This window comes from Streptomyces sp. CB02058 (assembly GCF_001905505.1).
In the GTDB taxonomy this organism is placed as follows: Bacteria; Actinomycetota; Actinomycetes; order Streptomycetales; family Streptomycetaceae; genus Streptomyces.
In genome coordinates this window covers 386,324-407,603 of the sequence record NZ_LIPG01000002.1, presented here as the reverse complement: position 1 = coordinate 407,603, position 21,280 = coordinate 386,324, and the positions used below count along the sequence as shown (strand labels likewise).

15 protein-coding genes are annotated in these 21,280 nt (G+C 71.5%); 5 read left to right on the top strand and 10 right to left on the bottom strand.

What is annotated here, in order from left to right; genetic code table 11:
* Positions 1 to 244 precede the first annotated feature (244 nt).
* Genes mmsA through iolC form a run of 5 tightly spaced genes read right to left on the bottom strand, consistent with a single transcriptional unit; the run spans position 245 to position 6,731 of the window.
* Positions 245 to 1,744, bottom strand: a complete 1,500-nt coding sequence (mmsA, locus tag AMK10_RS09050; RefSeq protein WP_073746788.1) for a CoA-acylating methylmalonate-semialdehyde dehydrogenase — start codon at positions 1,742 to 1,744, stop codon at positions 245 to 247.
* Between the two features lie 12 nt (positions 1,745 to 1,756).
* The gene (iolD, locus tag AMK10_RS09045; RefSeq protein WP_073746787.1) at positions 1,757 to 3,652 is read right to left on the bottom strand and encodes a 3D-(3,5/4)-trihydroxycyclohexane-1,2-dione acylhydrolase (decyclizing); all 1,896 of its coding nucleotides are present in this window, start codon (positions 3,650 to 3,652) and stop codon (positions 1,757 to 1,759) included.
* Entirely contained in the window at positions 3,649 to 4,533 is an 885-nt protein-coding gene (gene iolB, locus AMK10_RS09040; protein ID WP_073746786.1) for a 5-deoxy-glucuronate isomerase, read from the bottom strand. The genes iolD and iolB overlap by 4 nt, the downstream gene beginning before the upstream one ends.
* A gap of 30 nt (positions 4,534 to 4,563) precedes the next feature.
* The gene (locus AMK10_RS09035; RefSeq protein WP_073746785.1) at positions 4,564 to 5,454 is read right to left on the bottom strand and encodes a Cgl0159 family (beta/alpha)8-fold protein; all 891 of its coding nucleotides are present in this window, start codon (positions 5,452 to 5,454) and stop codon (positions 4,564 to 4,566) included.
* Positions 5,451 to 6,731 carry a 5-dehydro-2-deoxygluconokinase gene (gene iolC / locus AMK10_RS09030; RefSeq protein WP_241839509.1) on the bottom strand — a complete coding sequence of 427 codons (1,281 nt, stop codon included), beginning with the start codon at positions 6,729 to 6,731 and terminating at the stop codon, positions 5,451 to 5,453. Before iolC ends, AMK10_RS09035 begins: the two co-directional genes overlap by 4 nt.
* 168 nt (positions 6,732 to 6,899) lie before the next feature.
* On the opposite strand from iolC, the gene AMK10_RS09025 reads away from it, so the two are divergent.
* The gene (locus AMK10_RS09025) at positions 6,900 to 7,826 is read left to right on the top strand and encodes a sugar phosphate isomerase/epimerase family protein (RefSeq protein WP_073746784.1); all 927 of its coding nucleotides are present in this window, start codon (positions 6,900 to 6,902) and stop codon (positions 7,824 to 7,826) included.
* A gap of 157 nt (positions 7,827 to 7,983) precedes the next feature.
* The gene (locus tag AMK10_RS09020; RefSeq protein ID WP_073746783.1) at positions 7,984 to 8,175 is read left to right on the top strand and encodes a helix-turn-helix transcriptional regulator; all 192 of its coding nucleotides are present in this window, start codon (positions 7,984 to 7,986) and stop codon (positions 8,173 to 8,175) included.
* 61 nt (positions 8,176 to 8,236) lie between these two features.
* Here the strand turns inward: AMK10_RS09020 and AMK10_RS09015 are convergent, their stop codons facing one another.
* Both AMK10_RS09015 and AMK10_RS09010 read right to left on the bottom strand, forming a co-directional pair.
* A complete protein-coding gene (locus AMK10_RS09015; protein ID WP_073746782.1) occupies positions 8,237 to 9,289 on the bottom strand; it encodes a zinc-dependent alcohol dehydrogenase family protein in 1,053 nt (350 codons plus the stop codon).
* Between the two features lie 54 nt (positions 9,290 to 9,343).
* The gene (locus AMK10_RS09010) at positions 9,344 to 11,581 is read right to left on the bottom strand and encodes an MMPL family transporter (protein ID WP_073746781.1); all 2,238 of its coding nucleotides are present in this window, start codon (positions 11,579 to 11,581) and stop codon (positions 9,344 to 9,346) included.
* A gap of 157 nt (positions 11,582 to 11,738) precedes the next feature.
* Here AMK10_RS09010 and AMK10_RS09005 point away from each other — a divergent pair, with 157 nt between their 5' ends.
* The 3 genes from AMK10_RS09005 to AMK10_RS08995 all read left to right on the top strand — a co-directional run bounded on the left by AMK10_RS09005 (position 11,739) and on the right by AMK10_RS08995 (position 15,451).
* Positions 11,739 to 12,422, top strand: a complete 684-nt coding sequence (locus tag AMK10_RS09005) for a TetR/AcrR family transcriptional regulator (RefSeq protein WP_241839508.1) — start codon at positions 11,739 to 11,741, stop codon at positions 12,420 to 12,422.
* A 100-nt stretch (positions 12,423 to 12,522) separates the two neighbouring features.
* Entirely contained in the window at positions 12,523 to 12,828 is a 306-nt protein-coding gene (locus AMK10_RS09000; RefSeq protein WP_073746779.1) for a heavy-metal-associated domain-containing protein, read from the top strand.
* A gap of 148 nt (positions 12,829 to 12,976) precedes the next feature.
* Positions 12,977 to 15,451, top strand: a complete 2,475-nt coding sequence (locus AMK10_RS08995) for a heavy metal translocating P-type ATPase (RefSeq protein ID WP_073746778.1) — start codon at positions 12,977 to 12,979, stop codon at positions 15,449 to 15,451.
* A 606-nt stretch (positions 15,452 to 16,057) separates the two neighbouring features.
* On the opposite strand, the gene AMK10_RS08990 is transcribed toward AMK10_RS08995, so the two are convergent.
* From AMK10_RS08990 to AMK10_RS08980, 3 genes are all read right to left on the bottom strand, one after another.
* A complete protein-coding gene (locus AMK10_RS08990) occupies positions 16,058 to 17,356 on the bottom strand; it encodes a citrate synthase (RefSeq protein WP_073746777.1) in 1,299 nt (432 codons plus the stop codon).
* A 197-nt stretch (positions 17,357 to 17,553) separates the two neighbouring features.
* On the bottom strand, positions 17,554 to 19,785 hold the full coding sequence (gene recD2, locus AMK10_RS08985) for an SF1B family DNA helicase RecD2 (protein ID WP_073746776.1): 2,232 nt from the start codon (positions 19,783 to 19,785) through the stop codon (positions 17,554 to 17,556).
* 162 nt (positions 19,786 to 19,947) lie between these two features.
* The gene (locus AMK10_RS08980) at positions 19,948 to 21,144 is read right to left on the bottom strand and encodes a serine hydrolase domain-containing protein (RefSeq protein WP_073746775.1); all 1,197 of its coding nucleotides are present in this window, start codon (positions 21,142 to 21,144) and stop codon (positions 19,948 to 19,950) included.
* Positions 21,145 to 21,280 lie beyond the last annotated feature (136 nt).

The following is a 21,280-nucleotide window of genomic DNA, read 5'->3' as shown; positions in this document are numbered from 1 at the left end:
CACGACGACCCGAGTGGGCCGACCAGGCTCAGAATGCTTGCCGTGCATCGGGGGTTGCCTGCACCCCCTGACGGGACATCACGATGGCAAACTTTGCTGCCGGAGCCCAGGGGTGTACGGAAGCCGCATCACTCAGTGACGTGACCTCGACAATGTCCGGGGTGTGTGACCGACGCCGCCGGAGCCGGTCGCACGTCCGCCGCCCCGGGGGAGGGCGGCGGACGTGTGGGGGGGCTGCTGGAGGTCAGTGGTTGCGGGGGAAGCCGAGGTCCACGCCCGCCGGGGCGTCGGCCGGGTCGGGCCAGCGGGTGGTGACGACCTTGCCCCGGGTGTAGAAGTGCACGCCGTCGTTGCCGTAGATGTGGTGGTCGCCGAAGAGGGAGTCCTTCCAGCCACCGAAGGAGTGGTAGCCGACCGGCACGGGGATCGGGACGTTGACGCCGACCATGCCGGCCTCGATCTCCAGCTGGAAGCGGCGGGCCGCGCCGCCGTCGCGGGTGAAGATCGCGGTGCCGTTGCCGAACGGCGAGGCGTTCATCAGGGCGACGCCGTCCTCGTACGTGTCGACGCGCAGGACGCAGAGGACCGGGCCGAAGATCTCGTCCCGGTAGGCGTCGGAGTCCGTGGAGACGTTGTCCAGGAGGGACAGGCCGATCCAGTGGCCGTCCTCGAAGCCCTCGACCGTGTGGCCGGTGCCGTCGAGCACGACGTCGGCGCCCTGGGCGGCGGCACCGGTGACGTAGGAGGCGACCTTGTCGCGGTGGGCCGCGGTGATCAGCGGGCCCATCTCGGAGGCGGGGTCGGTGCCGGGGCCGATCTTGATCTTCTCGGCGCGCTCCCGGATCTTCGCCACCAGTTCGTCCCCGACGGAACCCACGGCGACGACCGCCGAGATGGCCATGCAGCGCTCGCCGGCGGAGCCGTACGCGGCGGAGACGGCGGCGTCGGCCGCGGCGTCCAGGTCGGCGTCCGGGAGGACCAGCATGTGGTTCTTCGCGCCGCCCAGTGCCTGGACGCGCTTGCCGTTGGCGGAGGCCGTGGCGTGGATGTAGCGGGCGATCGGGGTGGAGCCGACGAAGGAGACGGCGGCCACGTCGGGGTGGGCGAGGAGCCCGTCCACCGCGACCTTGTCACCGTGCAGGACGTTCAGCACGCCGTCGGGCAGCCCGGCCTCCGCGGCCAGCTCGGCGAGCAGGTTGGCGGCCGACGGGTCCTTCTCGCTGGGCTTGAGGACGAAGGTGTTCCCGCACGCGACGGCCAGCGGGAACATCCACATCGGCACCATGGCCGGGAAGTTGAACGGCGTGATCCCCGCGACGACGCCGAGCGGCTGGCGGATCGAGGAGACGTCGACCCGGCTGGACACCTCGGTCGACAGCTCGCCCTTGAGCTGCGTGGTGATGCCGCAGGCCAGCTCGACGATCTCCAGGCCGCGGGCGACCTCGCCCAGCGCGTCGGAGTGCACCTTGCCGTGCTCGGCGGTGATGAGGGCGGCGATCTCGTCGCGGTGGGCGTCCAGCAGGGCACGGTAGCGGAAGAGGACGGCGGTGCGGGCGGAGAGCGAGGAGGTGCCCCAGGTCGCGTAGGCCGTCCTCGCGGCGGCCACGGCGGCGTCGACCTCCTCGGTGGAGGCGAGCGCGACCTGGGTCGTGACGGCACCGGTCGCCGGGTCGGTGACCGGACCGTAATTGCCCGACGTGCCCTCGACGGTCTTGCCACCGATCCAGTGGTTGACGGTCTTCATGACAGTGCTCCTTCACAGGTGGCGGCGTCGGGCTGCGATCTGCCGGTCGTACTCTTTCCTGGCCTCGACCGCCGACGGACGGGTCGCGGTTTCGGCTACGGGAACATCCCACCACGCCTGTGCCGGAGGAGGCCCCGACACTGTGTCTGCCGTTTCGGTCTCGACGTAGACACAAGTGGGACGGTCGGCGGCGCGCGCCTCGGCGAGGGCCCGGCGCAGCTCCCCCACCGACCCGGCGCGCAGCACCCTCATGCCGAGCGAGGCGGCGTTGGCCGCGAGGTCGACGGGCAGCGGGGCGCCGGTGAACGCCCCGTCCGGGGTGCGGTGGCGGTAGGCGGTGCCGAGGCGCTCGGCGCCGACGGACTCGGAGAGGCCGCCGATGGACGCGTAACCGTGGTTCTGCAGGATGACGAGCTTGACGGGCAGGCCCTCCTGCACGGCGGTGACGATCTCGGTCGGGTTCATCAGATACGTGCCGTCGCCCACCAGTGCCCACACGGGCCGGCCGGGCGCGGCGAGCTGCACGCCGAGGGCCGCGGGGATCTCGTATCCCATGCAGGAGTAGCCGTATTCGACGTGGTACTGACGCGGGGAGCGGGCCCGCCAGAGCTTGTGGAGGTCGCCGGGGAGGGAACCCGCCGCGTTGATCAGGATGTCGTCCTCGGTGACCAGCCCGTCCAGCAGCCCGAGGACCTGGGCCTGGGTCGGGCGGGCATCCGGGTCCTCGGTGGCGTAGGCGGCGTCGACGCGCCGCTCCCAGCGGTCCTTGGCGTCGGTGTACTCGCTCTCGTAGGCGGGGTCGACACGGTGTCCCCGGGCGTCGAGGGCCGCGCCGAGCGCTTCGAGTGCCGTGCGGGCGTCGGCGACGAGGGGCAGCGCGGCGAGCTTGTGGGCGTCGAACCCGGTGATGTTGAGGTTGAGGAAGCGGACCGCCGGGTCGGCGAAGAGGGTGCCGGACGCCGTGGTGAAGTCGGTGTAGCGGGTACCGATCCCGATCACGAGGTCCGCCTCGCGGGCGAGCGCGTCGGCGGTGGCGGTGCCGGTGTGGCCGATGCCTCCGACGTCGGCGGGGTGGTCGTGGCGCAGGGAGCCCTTGCCGGCCTGGGTGGAGGCGACGGGAATCCGGGTCGAGGCGGCGAACGCGGCGAGGGTCTCCTCGGCCGCGCTGTGGTGGACGCCGCCGCCCGCGACGATCAGCGGGCGCCGCGCGGTGCGCACGGCCCGTACGGCCTCCTCCAGTTCGTACGGATCGGGCGCCGGCCTGCGCACGTGCCAGACGCGGGGCGCGAAGAACTCGGCCGGCCAGTCGTACGCCTCGGCCTGCACGTCCTGCGGCAGGGCGAGCGTGACGGCACCCGTGGCGGCCGGGTCGGCGAGGGTGCGCGCGGCCTGAAGGGCGGCCGGGATCAGGGCCTCGGGGCGGGTGATCCGGTCGAAGTAGCGGGAGACGGGGCGCAGGCAGTCGTTGACCGACACGTCGCCCGTGTGCGGCACTTCGAGCTGCTGGAGCACCGGGTCGGCGGGGCGCGCGGCGAAGGTGTCGCCGGGCAGGAGCAGCACCGGGATGTGGTTGACGGTGGCGAGGGCGGCGCCGGTGACGAGGTTGGTGGCGCCGGGGCCGATGGACGTGGTGACGGCGTGCGCGGAGAGCCTTCCGGACTGGCGGGCGTATCCGACGGCGGCGTGCACCATGGCCTGTTCGCTGCGCCCCTGGAAGTAGGGCATGGCGGGCCCGGCCTCGACGAGCGCCTGGCCGATGCCCGCGACGTTGCCGTGGCCGAAGATGCCCCAGGTGGCACCGATGAGGCGCTGCCGCCTGCCGTCGCGCTCGGTGTACTGGCGGGCGAGGAAGGCGATCAGGGCCTGGGCGGTGGTCAGCTTGCGGGTGGTCCCCGGTGTGACGGTCACCTGGCGTCCTCCGTGTCGTGGAGCGGGAGCCGGGGGTCCACGGGCTGGTCGGGCCAGGTGTCGCGGATCCAGGTGTGGTCGGGATGGTCGCGGATCAGCCACTCGCGCTGCTCGCCCGGTCCGGCCATCACGTTCAGGTAGTACAGGGTGCGGCCGGGCGGGGCGATGGAGGGGCCGTGCCAGCCGTCGGGGATCAGGACGGCGTCGCCGGTGGCGACTTCGGCGAGGACGTCCGTCCCGCCGGGGCGGGACGGGGACACCCGGTGGTAGCCGAGGCCGTCGCCCTCGACCTCGAAGTAGTAGATCTCCTCCAGCACGGACTCCTCGCCGGGGTGGTGCTCGTCGTGCTTGTGCGGCGGATAGGAGGACCAGTTCCCGCCGGGGGTGAGGACCTCGACCGCGATGAGCCGGTCGCAGTCGAAGGTGTCGGCCGCGGCGAAGTTGTTCACCTGGCGCGAGCAGGTGCCCGCGCCGCGGAACTCGACCGGTACCTCCGGCGCGGGGCCGTAGCGAGCGGGGAGTCGTCGCTCGCACTTCGCTCCTGCCAGGGCGAAGCGGCCTCCTGCGCCGGAGGCGATCTGGGCGCGGGCGTCGCGTGGGACGTAGGCGAAGTCGGTCGCTGCGCTGAACACGTTCTTCCTGCCCAGCAGTTCAAAGATCTCACCTGCTGTCCGCACCGTACAGCCGCCGGACAACGGGAGGACGATCCATTCGCTCTCCCCGGTGACGAGGGTGTGAACACCACCGGGCCCGAGCTCCAGCACGCGCAGGCTCGAACGCTCCCAGCCGGCCCGCTCCGGGTCGATGTCGAGGGCGTAGGGGCCGCGCGCCGCGTGACCTGCACGCAGGTGGTGGCTCCGCTGCTCGTCGGTCGTCGTCATGACTCCATCCCTACCCGTCGTCCGGCTCGTTCACAGAAGTCCTACGGCCGTGTCGACCGCGCCCGCCACGTCCCCGTCGGCGGGGTAGAGCAGCGAACGCCCGACCACCAGCCCCTGCACGGTCGGCAGGCCCAGCGCGCCGCGCCATCGCTCGTACGCCTCGTCCGGATCGCCCGTCACCTCACCGCCGAGCAGGACGGCGGGGAGGGTCGAGGTCCGCATCACCCGGTCCATGTCGCGGGGGTTCTCCGTGACGGGGACCTTGAGCCAGGTGTACGCGGAGGTGCCGCCCAGCCCCGACGCGATGGCGATGGAGGTGGTGACGGCGGCGGCGCCGAGGTCGGTGCGGAGTCCCTCGGGGGTGCGGTGGCAGAGGAACGGCTCGATGAAGACGGGCAGCCGGTGGGCCGCCATCTCGTCCACGGCGCGGGCAGCGGTGTGCAGGGTGTCCAGGGAGCCGGGGTCGTCGTGGTCGATCCTCAGCAGGAGCTTGCCCGCGTCGAAGCCGTGGCGCGCGAGGTCGGCGGGGCGGTGGCCGGTGAAGCGGTCGTCCAGCTCGAAGGCGGCCCCCGCGAGCCCGCCCCGGTTCATGGAGCCGAGGACGACCCGGTCGTCGAGGGCGCCGAGGAGCAGCAGGTCCTCCAGGACGTCGGCGCCCGCGAGCACACCGTCGACACCGGGACGGGAGAGGGCGAGGCAGAGGCGCTCCAGCAGGTCGAAGCGGTCGGCCATGGCCAGGTCGTCGTCGCCCACGGCAAGGGCGCCACGCGCCGGATGGTCCGCGGCAATGATCATCAGGCGTCCGGTCGGGCCGACGAGGGGGCGTCTGCGGCGGGCCGCGGCGGCCTCGGCGACAGCCTCGGGATGCTGTGCGCGGAGCCGGACGAGATCACCGACGCCTCCCGCGGCGGGCGAGGTCACGGGGCGGCTCCCGGAGTCCTGGTGGTGGCTCGCGAGTTCGGGCCGGACGCCGGGGTCCCGCCCACACCCGGGGTCCCGGTGCCTCCTGCGGACCCGCCGGCGCCGCCCGGGGTCCCGGTGCCTCCTGCGGACCCGCCGGCGCCGCCCGGGGTCCCGCCCACGCCCGGGGTCCCGTCGGCCGCCGTGGCGGTGGCCGCGGGGGTGCCGGTGGCTCGCGGGCCGGTGGTTCCGGGGGGACCGGCCGTCCCTCCCGGAAGCTCGCCCCCGGCCTCACCGTCCGCCTCTCCCACCACGCCTTCCGAGAGGGCCCGTTCGACCTCGTGGGGGAACGGCATCGCGGACGAGCAGGCCAGCCGGGAGGCGACGATGGCCCCCGCCGCGTTGGCGTAGCGCATGACGCGTTCCGTGTCCCAGCCCGCGAGGAGCCCGTGGCAGAGGGCGCCTCCGAAGGCGTCGCCCGCGCCGAGCCCGTTGACGACGTCGACGGGCAGGGGCGGGATCTCGGCGGTGGTGCCGTCGCGGTGAGCGGCCAGGACGCCCGCCGGTCCCTGTTTGACGACGGCGAGTTCGACTCCGGCCGCGAGCAGGGCGCGGGCGGCGGCCCGCGGTTCGCGTTCCCCGGTGGCGATCTCGCACTCGTCGAGATTGCCTACGGCGACCGTGGCATGGGCGAGCGCCTCGCGGTAACGGGCGGGGGCGGCTGAACTGTGGTCCCCGCCCTCCCAGAACATGGGGCGCCAGTCGAGGTCGAAGACGGTGACGCGCGGGGGGCCTCCGGCCACGCCGGAAGCCGCCGCCTCGCTGCGGGCCCGAAGCGCGGTGAGGGTCGCGGAGAGGCTGGGTTCGGCGCAGAGGCCGGTGCCCGTCATCCAGAAGACACGGGCGTCCCGCACCGCGTCCAGGTCGAGTTCCTCCCCGTGGATCTCCAGATCGGGCGCCTTGGGCTGCCGGTAGAAATAGAGCGGGAAGTGGTCGGGCGGGAAGATCTCGCAGAAGGTGACCGGGGTGGGGTACTCCGCCACGGCGCTCACCCACCGGTCGTCCACCCCGAACTCCCCGAGCGCCTGGTGGAGGTAGTCGCCGAAAGCGTCCCGGCCCGTCCGGGTGACCACAGCCGTCCGCCGTCCCAGCCGGGCGGCGGCCACCGCGACGTTGGACGGCGAGCCGCCGAGGAACTTCCCGAAGGTCTCGACCCGGGCCAGCGGTACACCGGTCTGCAGCGGGTAGATGTCCACCCCGATCCGCCCCATGGTGATCACGTCGTACGGCTCAGGCATACGCATCCCTTCGACCCGTTGCTCCGGCACGGCGGTTCACCCCGGGAGCAGGCCACGGCCGGACGGCCGCTCCCAGGTCTAGCCCTCGCACGAAACCCTGTCAACACTTTGTCCGGACATTCGGACGAACCCTTGACACCCCTTCCGGAGGACTGGAGGGTGGGCGATATGACCTCCTCCGTACCCTCTCCGGCCCGCATCCGCATCGGTTCGGCACCCGATTCGTGGGGAGTGTGGTTCCCCGACGATCCGCAGCAGGTGCCCTGGGAGCGATTCCTCGACGAGGTCTCCGAGGCGGGCTACGAGTGGATCGAGCTCGGCCCCTACGGCTATCTGCCGACCGACCCCGCCCGGCTCGCGGAGGAGACCGCCCGCCGCGGCCTCGGCGTCTCCGCCGGCACCGTCTTCACCGGATTGCACCACGGCCCGGAGGTCTGGGACCGGACCTGGGAGCATGTCGCGGACATCGCGGCACTCACCCGGGCGATGGGCGCCGGGCATCTGGTGGTCATCCCGGCGTTCTGGCGCGACGACAAGACGGGTGAGGTGCTGGAGGACCGCACGCTCACCGCCGCGCAGTGGCGCGACCTCACCACCCAGACGGAACGGCTGGCCCGCGAGGTACGGGACCGCTACGGACTGCGGATCGTGGTGCACCCGCACGCCGACACGCACATCGACGGCGAGGAGAACGTCAACCGGTTCCTCGACGCCACGGACCCCGGCCTCGTCTCCCTCTGCCTCGACACCGGCCATTACGCGTACAGCGGCGGGGACAGCGTGAAGCTCATCAGGACCTATGGAGAACGGATCGGCTATCTGCACCTCAAGCAGGTCGACCCGGTGATCCTCGCCGATGTCGTCGCCGACGAGGTGCCGTTCGGCCCGGCCGTCGCACGCGGCGTGATGTGCGAGCCGCCGGGCGGGGTGCCCGCGCTGGAGCCCGTGCTCGACGCGGCGCGCGCCCTGGGAACCGATCTGTTCGCCATCGTCGAGCAGGACATGTATCCCTGCCCGCCCGAGAAGCCGCTCCCCATCGCCCGGCGCACCCGCGAGTTCCTCCGGATCTGCGGACCCGCCCGGCCGTCCTCCTGAGTCCCTGAGACCTCTCTCGCCACAGCAGTCACTCTCCTGTCACGTATGTCCGCGTTCCGCAGGGCTTGTGTCACGGGCTCGCGACGCACCCTGCCCGGCTCCGGGACGGCTCGTTCACCGGAACAGAGGTGCACCGAGGTACAGAGAGGTGGCATTCATGACGGACCGAACGCTCTGGTCGTACAAGGACATTGCCGCGCACATCCGGGTCCAGCCGGACACCGTCCGTTCGTACCGCAAGCACGGACTCCTTCCACCTCCCGACGATGTCCGGAACGGAAAGCCCTACTGGTACGTGGACACCGTCGTCGCCTGGGTGGCGTCCCGCCCCAGCAACCGCGACCGCTGAGGCCCCGGCTGCCGAGCCGGACGGGCCGGCAGGCGGCGGGCTGCCGGGGGCCGGCCGGTTCTCAGGCCTCCTTCGTGGGTTCGATGATCGTCACACCCGCCCCGAGCGCGGAGCCCATCGCCGCGAGCGCCGCCGGGGCGGCCTCCAGCGGGATGGTGGAGGTCACCAGCAGATCGGGCCGCAGGGTTCCGGCCAGGACCATGTCCATCATCGGCGGGTAGTCGTGGGCGGCCATGCCGTGGCTGCCGAGGATCTCCAGCTCCAGCCCGATCACCCGTGCCATGGGCACGACCGGGTCCCCGGCCGCCGGGGGCAGCAGGCCGACCTGGACATGGCGGCCCTGCCGACGCAGGCTCCGCACCGACGCGGCACAGGTGAGGGGGGAGCCCAGCGCGTCCAGCGACAGATGCGCGCCGCCACCGGTCAGTTGGCGTACGGCCTCGTCCGCACCGGAGGGATACGCAGAGGCGTCCACGCACTCCGCCGCCCCGAACGCCCGCGCCAGCTCGAGGGCGTGGGGCGAGACGTCCACCGCCACGACCCTGGCCCCGCATGCCACCGCGATCATCACGGCCGAGAGACCGACCCCGCCGCAGCCGTGCACGGCGACCCACTCCCCCGCCGCCACCCGGCCCTGGCCGACCACGGCCCGGAACGCGGTGGCGAACCTGCATCCGAGTCCGGCCGCCGTGGCGAACGACAGCCCTTCGGGCACCGCGACCAGATTCACGTCGGCCTGCTCCAGGGCCACGTACTCGGCGAAGGAACCCCAGTGGGTGAAGCCGGGCTGGGTCTGCCGCTCACAGACCTGCTGGGCACCCGACGCACAGGCGGCGCACCGGCCGCAGGCGCAGACGAAGGGCACGGTGACCCGGTCACCGGGGCGCCAGTTGTGGACGCCGGGGCCCACCTCCTCGATCACCCCGGCGAGTTCATGCCCGGGTACGTGCGGGAGGACGATGTCCGGGTCGTGCCCCATCCAGCCGTGCCAGTCGCTCCGGCACAGCCCCGTGGCCCCGACCCGCACGATCACTCCCCCGGCCGGAGGTGCGGGGTCCGGAAGGTCCCGCACCCGGGCCTCCCGCCCGAACTCCTCGAAGACCACTGCCCGCATCGGCCCCGCCTCCCTTGGTCCGGCTCTCGCCGCCCCGTCTCCAGTTCGGCGAATCTACGCTCCCGCCGTGATCTTGTCCCGGCCCCGGTCCTCCGCCCCGGGCCTCTCCTCCCCGTCCCGGTCACCCGCCGGGTCCGACTCCCCCTCGCTCAGTCCGAACCGCTGGTGGAAGGCGCGCAGCGGTGCGGGCGCCCACCATGTGACCCGGCCCATCAGCTTCATCACGGCCGGCACCAGGAGGCTGCGCACCACCATGGCGTCCATCAGCACGGCCAGCGCGATCCCGAGCCCGAGCATCTTGGTGTTGGTCACCCGGGACGTGCCGATGGCGACCATCACCACGGCCAGGATGACCGCGGCGGCCGTGATCAGCCCGCCGGTGTGCCGCAGCCCGAACGTCACCGAGTGCTCGTGGTCGCCCGTGCGGTCGTACTCCTCCTTGATCCTGGAGAGCAGGAAGACCCCGTAGTCCATGGAGAGGCCGAAGGCCACGCAGAACATCAGCACGGGCAGGGTCGTCTCTATGTCTCCCGTGCTGGTGAAGGAGAGGAGCCCGGAGAGATTCCCGTCCTGGAAGACCCAGACCACGGCTCCGAACATCGCGGTCAGGCTGAGGGCGTTGAGGACGACCGCCTGGAGCGGGATCAGGACACTGCCGGTCAGCAGGAAGACCAGCAGCAGCGTCACGACCACGATGATTGCCACCGCCCAGGGCAGCCGGTCCGCTATGGCGTCCTTGGAGTCGACCAGGACGGCCGCGGTGCCGGTCACCGAGGTGTCGAAGGGGGCGCTCTCCGCCCGGAGATCGCGGACCAGGTCCTGGGCGCCCTGGCCGACGGACTCCCCCTCGGGCAGCACGTCGTAGTACGCGAACCCGTCTCCCGTGACGGGTCCGTCGACCCGCTCGACTCCGGGCAGCTCGGCGATCCTGTCGCGGAAGTCGGCGTACTGCGCCGGGCTCGCCTTCCCTTCGGCGAGCACTTCGAGTCCGCCGCCCGGGCTCCCGGGGAAGCCGTCCCGTATGTGGTCCTGGACGATGCGGGACTGCGCCGTGGCGGGCAGCTGGCGGTCGTCCGCGGTGCCGAACTGGACCCCGAGGAACGGGAGCCCCAGGAGCACGAGCCCGACCGTGGTGAGCACGGCGAAGACGGGTGCCCTGCGCATCACGAGCACCGAGAAGCGTGCCCACCCCCGGCCCGAGCCCTCGGCCGCGCCGGACGCCTTCCCCCGGAGGGGCAGCAGTCTGCGCAGGTCCAGGGAGTTGACCCGCGGCCCGAGCAGCATCAGCGCGGCCGGCAGCAGGATCAGGGCCGCCGCCGCGGCCAGGAGCACCACGGCGATACCGGCATAGGCGAAGGAGCGCAGGAAGTACTGCGGGAAGACCAGCATCGCGGCCAGCGACACCGCCACAGTCAGCGCGGAGAAGAGCACCGTGCGCCCCGCCGTGCGCAGCGTGGTGCCGATCGCCACCCTGGTCTCCGCCCCGGCGGCCAGCTCCTCACGGAACCGGCGCACGATGAACAGGGCGTAGTCGATGGCGAGTCCGAGCCCCAGCGCCGTGGTGAGGTTCTGGGCGAAGACCGACACGTCGGTGAACTCGGTGAGGCCGCGCAGCACGGCGTTGGTACCGAGGATCGCGACGATCCCGACGCCGAGCGGCAGCAGGGCGGCGACCGCGCTGCCGAAGACGACGACCAGCAGCACCAGCGTCACCGGAAGAGCGATGAGCTCGGCCCGCAGCAGGTCTTCCTGGATGGTGGTCTGCATCTCGTGCCGCACGGCGAGGGGCCCGCCGACGGAGACCTCCACCGGGCCCTGCCGGCCCTTGTAGGCCGGGGCCATCCGGTCGAGGATCTCCCCCGCGGCCTTCTCGTCGCCCGCTATCCGGGCGGCCACGATCGCCTCGTGTCCGTCCTCGGAGCGCAGCGCGGGGGACTTCGTCCGCCAGTACGAGCCGACGCCCGCGACCCCCGGCTCGGCCGAGAGCCGCTCGGTGAGCCGGGCGGCCTCGGCGGCCACCGCCGGATCGTCCACGGAGGCGCTGCCGCTGTCGACGAGCAGGAGCAGGTTGGGCTGCGAACCGGGGAACTCACGCTCCAGCACCTGGGTCGTGTAGGTCGACTCGGCGTCGGGGGCCTCCCAGCCGCCGCTGCTCATGCGGTCGGCCACTCCACTGCCCGCGAACACGGCGAGTGCCGTGATCACCAGTGCTGCCAGCAGGGCGAGCCGTGGGCGGGCGGTGACGAAGCGGGTCCAGCCCCCTGCCTTCTCCGGGCTGTTGACTTCGGACATGGTGCGGTGTCCCCTTCACCGGGACCCGGGCAGCGCAAGGCAGCATGGGTCGGTCATTGCCACGTACACTGACAAACACGAGTCCTCGCTCGTGTTTGTTCAGAATGCGAGTGACCACTCGCGTTTGTCAACCGTGTCCTGAGAGCTGGGGAGAACCGTGTCGGAGGCCAGAGCCAGAAAAGCCGCGGACGCCGGGCCGGACCGCCCGCGCCGCCGTCAGGCACGCGGCGAAGCCCGTATCGCCCAGCTGCTCGACGCCGCCGCCAGCGTCTTCTGCACCAGCGGCTACTACGGCGCGAGCACCAACGCCATCGCCCGCGAGGCCGGCGTGTCGCCGGGCACGCTCTATCAGTTCTTCCCGAACAAGGAGGCCATCGCCGTCGAGCTCGGCGACCAGCTCCTGCACCGCTGGCGGGACACCTACGGTGCCGCGTTCGTCGTCAGCCACCTGGAGCTGCCGCTCGACGGGCTGCTGGACGCGGTCCTCGACCCGCTGATCGCCTTCAACTGCGAGAACCCGGCCTTCGCCGTCCTCACCCACGGCTCCGAGATCCCCGGTGTGATCACCCAGGAGCACGACATCCTGCACGCCACGATGCTCAGCAGGACCGAAGAGCTCCTCGGCGCCTACCTGCCCGAGGTCCCGGCCGGCCAGATCACCCGCATCGCGGAGATGTCTTTCGTCCTCTTCAAGGCCGGGCTCGACCTGATCATGTCCCACGAGGGGGCGGAACGGGACGCGTACATCGCGGAGCTGAAGACCGTGATGTACCGCTACCTCCACCCGCTCGTGTGCGACACACCCGAGGGCGTCACCCCGGAGTCACTTGATACCCCCTAGGGGTATAGTGGCCGATGCGGGCAGGCGCACCGGTCCCATCCGGGCGCGCTCCCGTGCCACATCCGCCACATACATGTGTGCCTGCGAAGAGGAGAACGACATGACCGCCGAGACGGACACGCCCCGGACCGCCGGATCCTGCTGCTCGTCCACCGGTTCCTGCCACGACGGGGCGGCCGACGTGCAGGTGGGCGCCGTCACCGAGGTGTACGAGGTGAAGGGCATGACCTGCGGCCACTGCGAAGGGGCCGTCTCCGAGGAGATCTCGGCCCTCGCGGGCGTCACCTCGGTGAAAGCGGAGGCCGCCGCCGGCCGGGTGACCGTCACCTCCTCCGCGCCGCTGACCGACGAAGCCGTACGCGCCGCCGTGGACGAGGCGGGCTACGAGCTCGTGGGCCGCGCCTGAAACCGGCCGCACCACCCACGCGGCGCCCCGGTCCGCTCCACGCGCGCACCCCGGGCCGCCCAGCACCTCCGTCGGGCCGTTCCGTCACCAGGGGAAGCAGATACTGGTGGGGAAACGGCCCGACTGCTCGACCCAGGAGTCCGCACATATGGCCAGCACCACGGCAGCCGAGGTCCCGGCGGCGGAGACCTCCGAGGCCGAGCTCACGATCGGCGGGATGACCTGCGCCTCGTGCGCGGCCCGCGTCGAGAAGAAGCTCAACCGGATGGACGGGGTCACCGCCACCGTCAACTACGCGACCGAGAAGGCCCGGGTCGTCTACGGGCCCGGTACCGCGCTCGACGACCTCGTCGCCACCGTCGTGAAGACGGGCTACACGGCCAGGCCGGTCCCCCGCCCCGCCGCGGCACCGCACCCCGCGGCGCCCACGGTCGACGCACCGCCCCCCGGCCCGGAGGAGAAGGACAGCCGAGGTCCGGATACCGGCACCGGCACTGGCACTGGCACTGGCACTGGCACACAAGCAGGAGCCGACCGCACCGCGACCACCCAGGCCACGACCGCCGGCCCCGGCACAGGCGGAAGCACGGACGCCGACGCCGAGGCGGACTCCCAGGACACCGCGGCCGACGCCGGCATCGCCGCGCTCCGGCAGCGCCTGCTGGTCACGGCGGCACTCGCCGTCCCCGTCGTCCTGATGGCCATGGTCCCCGCCCTGCAGTTCGACAACTGGCAGTGGCTCTCCCTCACCCTCGCCGCCCCCGTCGTCGTCTGGGGCGGCCTGCCCTTCCACCGCGCCGCCTGGACCAATCTGCGGCACGGCGCCGCGACGATGGACACCCTGGTGTCGATCGGCACGCTGGCGGCGTTCGGCTGGTCCTTGTGGGCCCTGTTCCTCGGCGACGCGGGCATGCCGGACATGCGGCACGGCTTCGACGTCCAGGCGTCCCGGTCCGCCCCCTCCTCCGCCATCTACCTGGAGGTCGCCGCCGGAGTCACCGGATTCATCCTGCTGGGCCGCTATCTGGAGGCGCGGTCCAAGCGGAAGGCGGGCGCCGCGCTGCGCGCGCTGCTGCGGCTGGGCGCGAAGGACGTCACGGTCCTGCGCCCGGCAGCACCACCGGAGCACGGGACCACCGAAGTACGCATTCCGGTCGGCCGGCTCCTCGTCGGCGACCGCTTCGTCGTACGGCCCGGCGAGAAGATCGCCACGGACGGCACCGTCGTCGAGGGCGCATCGGCCGTCGACACCTCCATGCTCACCGGGGAGTCCCTGCCCGTGGACACCGCCCCCGGCGACAGCGTCACCGGCGCCACCCTCAACGTGTCGGGGCGGCTGGTCGTCGAGGCCACCCGCGTCGGGGCCGACACCCGGCTGGCCCGGATCTCCCGGCTCGTGGAGGACGCCCAGAACGGCAAAGCCGCCGCCCAGCGCCTCGCCGACCGGATCTCGGCGGTCTTCGTCCCCGTGGTCCTGCTGATCGCGCTGGTGACGCTGGTCGCCCAGCTGCTGGCCACTGACGACGTCACGGGCTCGTTCACCGCCGCCGTGGCCGTCCTGATCATCGCCTGCCCCTGCGCCCTGGGCCTCGCCACACCCACCGCCCTCATGGCGGGCACCGGGCGCGGCGCCCAGCTCGGCATCCTCATCAAGGGCCCCGAGGTCCTGGAGACCGCCCGCAGGATCGACACGATCGTCCTCGACAAGACCGGGACGGTCACCACGGGCCTCATGACCCTCGGACGCGTCCGCACCGCGCCCGGCACGGCCGAGGCCGACGTACTCCGTCTCGCGGGCGCGCTGGAGAACGCCTCCGCCCACCCCGTCGCCCGGGCGGTCGCCGCCGGCGCCGCCCTGCGCACGGGGGCGGCGCTCCCCACCCCGGTGGACTTCACGGACGTCCCCGGCCTCGGGGTGCGCGGCACCGTCGAGGGCCACCGCGTGCTGGTGGGCAGGGAGCGGCTCCTCGCCGATGCGGGGATCACCCTGCCCCAGCCCCTGGCCGACGCGCTGGCGGACGCGGCGGGGCAGGGGCGCACGGCGGTCGCCGTCGCCTGGGACGGGGCCGCCAGGGCCGTCCTGGAGGTCGCCGACGCGGTGAAGGAAGGCAGCGCGGAGGCCGTCGCCGAGCTGCGCGCACTGGGCCTCAGGCCGATTCTGCTGACCGGCGACAACCGGGCTGTGGCGGACGCCGTGGCCCGCGCGGTCGGGATCGACGAGGTGTACGCGGAGGTCCTGCCGGAGGAGAAGGTGGAGGCCGTACGGCGCCTCCAGGCCGAGGGCAGGTCCGTCGCCATGGCCGGTGACGGGGTCAACGACGCGGCGGCCCTGGCCGTCGCGGATCTGGGTCTGTCGATGGGCACCGGGACGGACGCGGCGATCGAAGCGGGCGACCTCACGCTGGTTCGTGGAGATCTCAAGGTGGCCGCTGACGCCATCCGTCTGTCGAGGCGTACTCTGTCGACCATCAGAAGCAACCTCTTCTGGGCCTTCGGCTACAACGTGGCCGCACTGCCTCTGGCTGCGTTCGGGCTGCTCAGCCCCATGATCGCGGGTGCGGCGATGGCGTTCTCGTCGGTCTTCGTGGTGAGCAACAGCCTGAGGTTGCGCTCCTTCACATAATTTCTACAAAGAGACTTAGATCACACCGATTTGAGGGTAACCATCTGATGAGTTGGTGAGTCTAAGAGTGCGATGCCAAGGATGTCTTGGGGGACGTCCGATGGAGTGTCTTGGGGGACGCTCCTGGCAAGCGTTGGCCGGGGCACGTGCACCGGGGAGCTTTGAGCGGCCCTCCCGTACGTACCCCGGCAGTCGCACAGCAGGACCGAACTGAATAGGCACCACCGAAAAACAACGGGAGTTCAGGCTCCCTTCAGACGCCCGGCCGGATCCCGTGGGGGGAATCCGCTCCGGGATATGGGAAGCGCCCTGTCCGTCGACCCGTGGGGGGATCGGCGGCGGGGCGTTTCTCGCACCTGCCGAGGCGTCACGCCCCGAACCCGGCCTCAGGGCACGGCACGGCGGCTCCGCCGAAGAAGCCCCCGAGCGAGGCCCCGGGACCGCGCCACCGAACGGCCACCCGGCGAAGCCCCCGGACCGCTCCACCGAGCACAGCCCCCGAACGCCGAATCGCCCCGGACACCGCGCTCTGACAGTACGAGCGCGGTACGCGGGGCGAAGGATGCCGGCCGGAGCGGCCGGGGTGGAGCAGCGGTACTACAGGCTTCAGCGGCCCTCGACCGGGACGAAGTCGCGCAGGACCTCGCCGGTGTAGATCTGGCGCGGGCGGCCGATGCGGGATCCCGGCTCCTTGATCATCTCGTGCCACTGGGCGATCCAGCCGGGAAGGCGGCCGAGCGCGAAGAGCACGGTGAACATCTCGGTCGGGAAGCCCATGGCGCGGTAGATCAGGCCCGTGTAGAAGTCCACGTTGGGGTAGAGGTTGCGCGAGACGAAGTACTCGTCGGAGAGCGCGTGCTCCTCCAGCTTGAGCGCGATGTCCAGCAGCTCGTCGGACTTGCCGAGCGACGACAGCACGTCGTGGGCGGCGGCCTTGATGATCTTGGCGCGCGGGTCGAAGGACTTGTACACCCGGTGGCCGAAGCCCATCAGGCGGACGCCGTCCTCCTTGTTCTTGACCTTCTGGATGAAGGAGTCGACGTCGCCGCCGTTGGCCTGGATGCCTTCCAGCATCTCCAGCACCGACTGGTTGGCGCCGCCGTGCAGCGGGCCCCAGAGCGCCGAGATGCCGGCGGAGATCGAGGCGAACATGTTCGCCTGCGAGGAGCCGACCAGACGCACGGTGGAGGTCGAACAGTTCTGCTCGTGGTCCGCGTGCAGGATGAGCAGCTTCTCGAGCGCGGAGACGACGACCGGGTCCGGCACGTACTCCTGGGCCGGGACGGAGAAGGTCATGCGCAGGAAGTTCTCGACGTAGCCGAGGTCGTTGCGCGGGTAGACGAACGGGTGACCGATCGACTTCTTGTACGCGTACGCCGCGATCGTCGGGAGCTTGGCCAGCAGCCGGATCGTCGAGAGGTGGCGCTGCTCCTCGTCGAACGGGTTGTGGCTGTCCTGGTAGAACGTGGACAGGGCACTGACGACCGAGGACAGCATGGCCATCGGGTGGGCGTCGCGCGGGAAGCCGTCGAAGAAGCGCTTGACGTCCTCGTGCAGCAGCGTGTGCTGGGTGATCTCGTTCTTGAAGGCCGACAGCTCGTCGACCTTGGGAAGGTCACCGTTGATCAGCGTGTAGGCGACCTCGAGGAACGTCGAGCTCTCGGCGAGCTGCTCGATCGGGTAGCCGCGGTAGCGCAGGATGCCCTGCTCGCCGTCGAGGTAGGTGATGGCGGATTTATAGGCGGCTGTGTTGCCGTATCCGCTGTCCAGCGTGACCAGGCCCGTGTTGGCCCGGAGCTTCCCGATGTCGAAGCCCTTGTCGCCGACGGTGCTGTCGATCACCGGGTAGGTGTACTCGTCATCGCCGTACCGCAGTACTACAGCGTTGTTCGTGTGCTCGCTCACGTCATCCCTCACCGACGTAGTGCCTCTTCTTCGAGGTGCCCTGACTGTCTCCACCCTCCCCCATTTGGCGCAGGAGAGTGCACTCGGGGTCGTCCATTGGACCTACCGGCGGCACTGAGTGCCGCTAACTTGCACATCCTGCCCCCTCCCCAGCGGTTCCGGAAGAGCACAGTGATGTTTCCCACCGTTTTGATCGATCATTTTTCCGTGAAGCTTTCCGGGGGCCCGCCGCGGAGTCTGAAATCCAGTCCCGTACAGCGTCTGCCTGCGGAAACGGTACGCACCGCCTGGCCGATCGCCTTGCGCGAACCGACCAGTACGACGAGCTTCTTCGCGCGGGTCACGGCGGTGTACAGGAGGTTGCGCTGCAGCATCATCCAGGCGCTGGTCGTGACGGGGATGACGACCGCCGGATACTCGCTGCCCTGGGAGCGGTGGATGGTCATCGCGTACGCGTGGGCGAGCTCGTCCAGCTCGTCGAAGTCGTACACGATCTCCTCGTCCTCGTCGGTGAGGACCGTCAGCTTCTGCTCGTCCGTGTCGAGCGCGGTGACGACGCCGACCGTGCCGTTGAAGACGCCGTTCTCCCCCTTCTCGTAGTTGTTCCGGATCTGGGTGACCTTGTCGCCGACGCGGAAGACACGACCGCCGAAACGCTTCTCGGGCAGGTCGGGGCGGCCCGGGGTGATCGCCTGCTGGAGCAGTCCGTTGAGGTGGCCGGCGCCCGCCGGCCCCCGGTGCATCGGGGCGAGAACCTGCACGTCACGGCGGGGGTTCAGCCCGAACTTGGCCGGGATGCGCCGGGCCGCGACATCCACGGCGAGCACTCCGGCGTCCTCCGTCTCGTCCTCCACGAACAGGAAGAAGTCGCTGAGCCCCTGGGTGAGCGGCGGCACCCCGGAGTTGATGCGGTGGGCGTTGGTGACGACACCCGACTTCTGCGCCTGGCGGAAGATCGTCGTCAGCCGCACCGCCGGGACCGGGCCGCCCTCGGCGAGGAGATCCCGCAGCACCTCCCCCGCGCCGACCGAGGGCAGCTGGTCCACATCCCCGACCAGAAGGAGGTGGGCACCGGGTGCCACCGCCTTGATCAGCTTGTTGGCGAGCAGCAGATCGAGCATCGACGCCTCGTCCACGACGACGAGGTCGGCGTCCAGCGGACGGTCGCGGTCGTACGCGGCATCCCCGCCGGGCTTCAGCTCCAGCAGCCGGTGCACGGTGGAGGCCTCGGCGCCGGTCAGCTCCGAGAGCCGCTTCGCGGCACGCCCCGTGGGCGCGGCCAGCACGACCTTGGCACTCCGTGCACGGGCCAGCTCGACCACGGAACGGACCGTGAACGACTTCCCGCAGCCGGGGCCGCCGGTCAGCACGGCGACTTTCCGGGTGAGCGCGAGACGCACGGCCGCCTCCTGCTCCGGGGCGAGCGTCGCCCCCGTACGCCGCACGAGCCAGGCCAGCGCCTTGTCCCAGTCGACGTCCTGGAAGGCCGGCATCCGGTCCTCCGGTGTCCGCAGCAGACGCTGCACCTGGGAGGCCAGGGAGATCTCCGCGCGGTGGAAGGGGACGAGATACACGGCGGTGACCGGCTGCCCGTCCTCGGGCCCCGGCACCTTCTCCCGTACGACGCCCTCCGGGTCCTCGGCGAGCTCGGCCAGGCAGTCGATGACGAGCCCGGTGTCGACCTGGAGCAGCTTCACCCCGTCGGCGATCAGCCGCTCCTCCGGGAGGAAGCAGTGCCCCTGGTCGGTGGACTGCGACAGGGCGTACTGGAGACCGGCCTTGACCCGCTCGGGGCTGTCGTGCGGGATGCCGACGGCCTGGGCGATGCGGTCGGCGGTGAGGAAGCCGATGCCCCAGACGTCCGCGGCCAGCCGGTAGGGCTGGTTCTTCACGACGGAGATCGAGGCGTCCTCGTACTTCTTGTAGATGCGGACGGCGATGGAGGTGGAGACGCCCACGGTCTGGAGGAAGACCATGACCTCCTTGATCGCCTTCTGCTCCTCCCAGGCGGCGGCGATCATCTTCGTCCGCTTCGGACCGAGCCCCGGGACCTCGACCAGACGCTTCGGGTGCTGCTCGATGATGTCGAGGGTGTCGACACCGAAGTGGGTGGTGATGCGGTCGGCCATGACGGGCCCGATGCCCTTGATCAGGCCGGAGCCGAGATAGCGCCGGATGCCCTGGATCGTGGCCGGGAGGATCGTCGTGTAGTTGTCGACATGGAACTGCTTCCCGAACTGCGGGTGCGAGCCCCAGCGCCCCTCCATCCGCAGCGACTCGCCCGGCTGAGCACCGAGCAGCGACCCGACGACGGTGAGCAGATCGCCGGCTCCCCGCCCGGTGTCGACGCGGGCGACGGTGTAGCCGTTCTCCTCGTTGGCGTAGGTGATCCGCTCCAGGACGCCTTCGAGCACGGCGGAGTTGGACATGGCCCGACGGTATCGGGTGGGTACGACAGAGAGGGCCGCGCCCTCGGACGGACGCCGCACCGTGCCACCACGCCCGGGGGCTTCCGTCCGGATCAGGAGGGGTCGGTGAGCGGGGTCCGGGGCCCGCGGCTCCACTTGATCCGGACGAGAGGCCCTGGGGTGTTACGACAGCCTGTGGCCCAGGCCGCGAAGCGCGGAGGCCACCTCGCCGATGAGCAGCGCGTTCTCCCGGTCCGCGCTGTCCCCCAGTGCGAACCGGCTCCTGATGTGTGCGAAGGCCAGTCCCCGGGAAGGGCTCGCGAAGGCCATCGCGCCTGCCGCGCCCCCGTGGCCGAAGGCGTCCGGGCCGGCCTCCGCGAAACGGGCGTCGAGGACCTGAAATCCCAGGGCGAAGCGGCTCTCGACCTCGCCGACCAGGTCGGTGCCCTCCGAGTGGATCCGGGTGAACGTCTCGATCGTGTCCGGGTCGAGCAGCGCGGGGCTGTCGTCCAGGCACCCGATCACCGCCGCGTAGGCGGCGGCCACGCCCCGGGCGGAGGCCACGCCGCCCGCCGACCCCTGGCCGAGGGCCCTCGTGCGCCGGAAGTTCGGGAAGACCGACAGGTCCGGCAGGTGGGCCGTGCTGAAGGCTATGTCCAGCAGCGACGGCGGCTCCTGCCCGGGCTCCGCGGCCCCCGGCCCGGGCACCTCGGGTGCCTCGGGCACGGCGGGGGTCACCGGCAGGTAGCGGGGCTCCAGTTCCTCGGGGAGCCCCAGGTAGAAGTCGACGCCCCGCGGCCGGCGGACACGCAGCTCCCACCAGTCCTGAAGGCTCCGTCCGGTCGCCCTGCGGACGACTTCTCCCGTGAGGGCGGCGATGACGAGCCCGTGGTAGCCGAACCCCTCACCGGGCGTCCAGTAGGGGGCCTGCGCCGCGAGGCGGCCTGCCATGAGCGCGTCGTCGGCCAGCTCCTCGATCGTGAAGACCTCGTCGACACCGACCACACCCGCCTGGTGGGCCAGTAGTTGGCGCAGCGTCACCCGGTCCTTCCCGGCCTGGCCGAACTCGGGCCAGTAGGCGGCGACCGCGCGGTCCAGGTCGAGCACGCCGTCCTGGACGAGCAGGGCCACCACGACATGCGCGGCACCCTTGCTCACCGAGAAGACGCCGGTCAGCGTGTCGCCGTCCACACCGGGTCCGGCCCAGAGGTCCACGACCCGCTTCCCGCCGTGGTGGACCGCCAACTGCTGTCCGGTGGGCAGCGGCTGGTCCCGCACCACCTGCTGGAAAGCCTCGCGTACGCCTTCGAATCCGGCTAGCACATCCCCCTGCACCGTGGCCTCGCCCGTTCTGCCGGTCTCGCGGTCGCTCGTCAGCATGCCTCTCCCTGTGCTTCCCGTGCGGTCACGGCCGCGCGGTCCTCTCCCGGCGGCCACGGAGACGTACCACCGCCCCCGCCTGCGCATTCTCGGCCTCGCCGAGCGGGGACGCCAGCGGGTAACCCGCCCGAGCGGC

Bases quoted from the DNA above. Each gene is read 5' to 3' on its own strand.
- AMK10_RS09010 (WP_073746781.1), bottom strand. From the start codon at position 11,581: ATGTCCGAAGTCAACAGCCCGGAGAAGGCAGGGGGCTGGACCCGCTTC.
- AMK10_RS08995 (WP_073746778.1), top strand. From the start codon at position 12,977: ATGGCCAGCACCACGGCAGCCGAGGTCCCGGCGGCGGAGACCTCCGAG.
- iolB (WP_073746786.1), bottom strand. From the start codon at position 4,533: ATGACGACGACCGACGAGCAGCGGAGCCACCACCTGCGTGCAGGTCAC.
- AMK10_RS09015 (WP_073746782.1), bottom strand. From the start codon at position 9,289: ATGCGGGCAGTGGTCTTCGAGGAGTTCGGGCGGGAGGCCCGGGTGCGG.
- AMK10_RS08980 (WP_073746775.1), bottom strand. From the start codon at position 21,144: ATGCTGACGAGCGACCGCGAGACCGGCAGAACGGGCGAGGCCACGGTG.
- mmsA (WP_073746788.1), bottom strand. From the start codon at position 1,744: ATGAAGACCGTCAACCACTGGATCGGTGGCAAGACCGTCGAGGGCACG.
- iolC (WP_241839509.1), bottom strand. From the start codon at position 6,731: ATGCCTGAGCCGTACGACGTGATCACCATGGGGCGGATCGGGGTGGAC.
- recD2 (WP_073746776.1), bottom strand. From the start codon at position 19,785: ATGTCCAACTCCGCCGTGCTCGAAGGCGTCCTGGAGCGGATCACCTAC.
- AMK10_RS09020 (WP_073746783.1), top strand. From the start codon at position 7,984: ATGACGGACCGAACGCTCTGGTCGTACAAGGACATTGCCGCGCACATC.
- AMK10_RS09000 (WP_073746779.1), top strand. From the start codon at position 12,523: ATGACCGCCGAGACGGACACGCCCCGGACCGCCGGATCCTGCTGCTCG.
- AMK10_RS09025 (WP_073746784.1), top strand. From the start codon at position 6,900: ATGACCTCCTCCGTACCCTCTCCGGCCCGCATCCGCATCGGTTCGGCA.